The sequence below is a fragment of the Priestia sp. P5_B4 genome (assembly GCF_056400385.1).
In genome coordinates, this window is sequence record NZ_JBFULJ010000246.1 from 1 (window position 1) to 4,931 (window position 4,931).

Here is a 4,931-nt window from a genome sequence, read left to right on the forward strand (position 1 = left end):
ATGCTCTGGTTTAGCATTTATCTTTTCGAGAAATTCTTCATATTCTTTTAAAATTTCCTCATTTATGAGTGAAACATTAATTTTTCTGCTTTCATAATCAAGCCTAGCAAGATCTTCTGCTGTAACATATCCTTCAATCGTTTTTACAACTCCAAATTCCGAAGGCATACGTTTACTATTTAAAGAAACGAAGAAATAAAGATAATTTGGTAAACGAAAAAGCCCCTTTTTTGTATCTTTTTTATTAGCAAGATAAAGACAATCTCCCCGGCTAGCATAACAATTTAAATCTTTATTATTAAACCCCACTAACATTTTCTTGTACTTCTTCATAATAGTAACTCCCTCATACAATAATTAACCTAATTATATATTCTAAGTTGTGAATGTTGTATAAATTTATAATATAGTCGGGCAGGCAGCGCTCGTTAGAGTACCCACTTTCCCGGCTTAAGTGAAAATCTATATCTTATACAACTTATTAAACATAATTTATGTTGAGTTATAATAAAGTTACCAATTATATAAAAGTGAGGACTTATCATGATAAATAAACCTTATGGACAGCACTGGAAGGGTCATAAAGGCTTTAGAGCTATTGAAGGTAGTGATGTTTATAATCACCGTTTTGGAGGACAAGAATGGAATGTACCACAATGTCAGTTATGTGGCGAAGATTTACATCAGATTTTATGTTTTGATCTAAAGGATGATAGATTAAGTGAACTAAGAACTTCTAAACTAGAAGAATTACCTTTAATATCGTGCTTAAATTGTTCTACTTTATGGGAGCCTCAAGTATTTCAATTAAATCCTACAACAAAAAATGTTACTATTTTAATTCAAAATGATAAGCAAAATTGGATTCAAGACGAAGAAGATAAAATACCAGTTCCTCTTCCTTATACGAAATTCAAACTTGTCAATATGTTAGAAGAAGATATACCCGTCAGTGAGGATACCTCTTATGATGCATTTGACTTATTTGGTCAGGAGTATATATGTAGGGTGTTAGGAGCGCCTCTGTATGTGGAAAAGCCAAATGATATAAGCTGTCCAACCTGTAACCATGACATGAAATATGTTTCCAGCATCACTCATGATTTTGAAGTAGCTCTTGTGTCAGTGGTGGACCTCTTTCTGGGAGAAATGATTATATATTTTTATTTTTGTAAGGAATGTTTAACGCTAAAAACAGAGGTACAAGGTACATAACAACTACATTAGCTATAAAAGCCCTTTTAAGGGCTTTTTATACTTCTACCGATAAGAGACATTATGGTGCGACAAGAAGTCGCTTTCTTACAGTGTAGCTAACGCTACTCATCTAGACGCCAAGATGATCTCCATCCGAAACGGCATGCTTGGTAACGAGTCTGTCGGTTGCATGAGGAGATGTGGAAACAGAGGACAAATGCATGGTCCAGAATACTGCTAGGAGAAGATAGGTATGGTAAACGAAAGTGAAGGTTTGTAAGCTTCGTAAGGGTTAGCTCAAGATAATGCACAGCTTTGCTTGGGTCTTGGCAAGAGGAAAAGTAGAATCATAATGCTGCTCTGATGCGTCCCGCATCTTGCCCGGAGTAAAGAACCTACCTACCCCTATCGCATCTGTAGGAAGTGGAACTTGGTAAGCCTTATGTCATCTGCATAAGCAGTAGGATGACTGTAAAGTCAAACGATGTGGCAGAGGGTATGGGATATGAGAAAAAGCGAAAGCCGTTACCCTGAAAAGGGACAGGAAAGCAGAAACATCGTATAACTGGACGGATACTGTCGTCTCTATTGACAATGACAGGCTCGAAAGAGCGCCCACTTCTCATGGGTCTTCAACACGAAAATAAATTTGTGGCTATCTTCTAACGAAAAGGAGCGTGCTGTTATGAATACCTCTCTACGAGCGTCGGCGCACGTCTCGCATAAAGATTGGTACTCTATTGATTGGAGTATTATACAAAAATATGTAGCGAAGTTACGACAAAGAATTTATCGTGCCGAACAGAAAAATCAACAAAGAAAAGTAAGGAAACTTCAACGTTTACTCCTACGGAGTAAAGCAAATCTACTGCTTTCCATTCGCAGAGTAACACAACAAAATAACGGTAAGCGAACACCTGGTGTAGATGGCTATACGGCTTTAAAACCAAGCGAACGTATCAAACTTTATAAACAAATAGTTAAATGTARTGTCTTTCGACATCGTCCAAAGCCAGCAAAACGAACGTTTATCCCGAAGAAAAATGGAAAGATGAGACCTCTCGGTATCCCCACGATACGAGATCGAGTGTATCAAAACATAGTAAAAAACGCACTCGAACCACAATGGGAGGTCAAGTTTGAACCAACTTCTTACGGTTTTCGTCCTAAACGAAGCACACACGATGCTATAAGTAATCTTTTTAATAAGCTTAACACGAATAGTAAGAAAAAGTGGGTATTTGAGGGAGATTTTTTAGGATGCTTTGACCATCTTAATCATGATTGGATAGTAGAACAAACATCTATGTTTCCAGGAAACACTCTCATCAAAAGATGGCTTAAAATGGGTTACATAGAGCAGGATATGCTTCGTACGACAACAGAAGGAACCCCTCAAGGGGGTGTTGTGTCTCCCCTTCTAGCTAATATCGCCTTATGCGGTATGGAAGAAGAAATTGGTATTGTTTATAAAAAGACATACAAACCAAACGGAGGATACGCAATCGATCCAAAATGTAAGATAGGACGTGTTCTCTATGCCGATGACTTTGTCATCGTAACGGAAACGAAGGAAAAGGCTGAAAGCATGTATGAGAAACTAACTCCTTACTTACAAAAGCGAGGAATTACACTTAGTAAAGAGAAAACTAGAGTTACACATATTGAGAACGGGTTTGATTTTCTCGGTTTCTCGCTGCGTCAATACAAGACGGAACAAGGCAATAAGCTACTAATCAAACCTAGCAGAGACAGCATTAAAAAAGCAAAAAATAAGATAAAAGATACGTTCGCAGTAATGAGAGGACGACCAATAAAAGAACTAATACGTGTTTTAAATCCAATTATTCGTGGTTACGGACAGTATTGGAAACATGTCGTTTCTAAAAAGACGTTTGGATATATGGATAATTACTTATTCCTTAAAATAACAAAATACCTTAAACGACTACATCCAAAGAAGGCGTGGAAATGGATTATTAAACGTTATTTTAAGAAGCCCAACCATGGAGGGAATGATAAATGGACTCTCACATGTCCACTTACTAACATTCAATTGTTAAAGATGTCCTGGATTAAGATAGAACGGCATGTCATGGTAGCCTATAAAAACAGCCCAGATGATCCGAGTCTAAAAGAGTATTGGGAAAAACGAGACCGTAAGGTCTTTAATAATGAAAATACATTGGATAGGATGAAACYCGCAAGAAAACAAGGATATCGTTGTGCGTTGTGTAAGCAGACTTTACAAAATGGAGAGAAAGTTACAGTGCGAAACCTAGAGGTTTCTACAGGTCAATTTGCTAAATTAGTACATGTACCATGTATTAAATAAGTTGTTCGGATAAAAAGAAGGCTTGAGCCGTATGACGGGAAATCTGTCACGTACGGTTCTTAGGGGGGCGGGCGYTCGTGAGAGTGCCTGCCTACCCGACTKAACTAGAAAGAAATAAAAAGAAGCCTTTATAAGAGATTTATTTTTTCTTCATCTCGTATAAAGGCCCCACCATACTTTTAAATTAATTAATTTCTATTCTGCGTATTTATTTCTAACAGCATCATCCCATTTAAGCAGAATCTGTTTTAGCTCAGCTGTTTCAATTAGACAATTCGCCTTTTGATCTTCTTCAGCATATTCATTCACAATTTTTGTTACATCATATTTAATTTCTATAGTACAGGCATTTCCAGTCAATTCTTCATAAGAAGATTTCTTTGAAAGTACTTTATCAATTAAATCTAGCCATAATTTCGATCCATCTTCTTGTACATCACTTAATAATAAATCTATAACTAAAAAAATTTTATCAGGAACATCTATCATAAGCATTCCTTGTTTATCTTCATAAATTTGAACATTATATTTCATTACTGGTTCTCTCTTTATTCTTCATAAAGACGAATTGCTTCCCTTACTACAATAACGTCCTTCTCATTAATCTTCAATCTTAATTCCGGCTTCCTTGAATGGTTGTAATACTCCTGGATGACACATTGAAATATAGTCCACTGTTTTTAGATTCTTTAAGTTCTGAAATCCTTCAACAGATAGTACGTCAAATGAACTGTCTTCTCCATCCCAATCTGGCTTTAGAATATGATAAATTTCATTACCTCCATCAAAGCAAAGGGATTCAATCTTTTCCAAATCACTCTTTTCTAGGGTTAACTCTTCTAAATAATCTTTGATTTCAACAATGGGTCCAGCTCCAGAATACCATTCAAAATTATTCGTATACTTATCTTTTAAGTCGGTTAATTCTTTTAGAAATAACGGGTCTTGATCTAATAAAGCTTCAATAACCACTAGTTTAAAATTAAAATCTTTAAACATTCCACTCTTCTCCATTTTGCTACCTCCGATTTTATTTCTTTCTTAGGCTTTTAATCGAACCTGCACTGTTAGTATTGTAACAATCATCTATGAATAAAGACTGCTTATACTGTTGACTTTGACACATGGACAAACAACATCGGCTCCTTTTTAGAAAAAGAAAAAAACAGGCCCTACTATAAGGATGGTCTGCTCTTATTTACTTGTTTTGATTACTGCTGCAAGCTGATAATGCTAGCAATAATACAGTTTAAGTTGTTAAAACCTTTTTCATAAATACACCTTCCATTCTCTAATAACCATTTTCTATCTATTATTCTTTGACTATTGTTAATAAAAGGTAGAAACTTTGTATATTTTATCATGTTTTTTGTATTCATGAATATCACTACTACCTAAC

General features: G+C 35.6%; 5 protein-coding genes. 2 read left to right on the forward strand and 3 right to left on the reverse strand.

Annotated elements, in window-relative coordinates:
- On the reverse strand, positions 1–333 hold a 333-nt coding region (locus AC1DRF_RS16560; RefSeq protein WP_477741184.1), incomplete at its 3' end, for a hypothetical protein.
- A 210-nt stretch (positions 334–543) separates the two neighbouring features.
- Here AC1DRF_RS16560 and AC1DRF_RS16565 point away from each other — a divergent pair.
- Both AC1DRF_RS16565 and ltrA read left to right on the forward strand, forming a co-directional pair.
- A complete protein-coding gene (locus AC1DRF_RS16565) occupies positions 544–1,215 on the forward strand; it encodes a hypothetical protein (protein ID WP_427076662.1) in 672 nt (223 codons plus the stop codon).
- Positions 1,216–1,882: 667 nt separating this feature from the next.
- Entirely contained in the window at positions 1,883–3,532 is a 1,650-nt protein-coding gene (gene ltrA / locus AC1DRF_RS16570; RefSeq protein ID WP_477741185.1) for a group II intron reverse transcriptase/maturase, read from the forward strand.
- A gap of 195 nt (positions 3,533–3,727) precedes the next feature.
- Here the strand turns inward: ltrA and AC1DRF_RS16575 are convergent, their stop codons facing one another.
- Together AC1DRF_RS16575 and AC1DRF_RS16580 are read right to left on the reverse strand one after the other, a co-directional pair.
- Positions 3,728–4,066, reverse strand: coding sequence for a hypothetical protein (locus AC1DRF_RS16575; RefSeq protein ID WP_097823007.1), 339 nt, complete (start codon positions 4,064–4,066; stop codon positions 3,728–3,730).
- Between the two features lie 66 nt (positions 4,067–4,132).
- Positions 4,133–4,546, reverse strand: a complete 414-nt coding sequence (locus AC1DRF_RS16580; RefSeq protein ID WP_477741186.1) for a DUF6892 domain-containing protein — start codon at positions 4,544–4,546, stop codon at positions 4,133–4,135.
- Positions 4,547–4,931 lie beyond the last annotated feature (385 nt).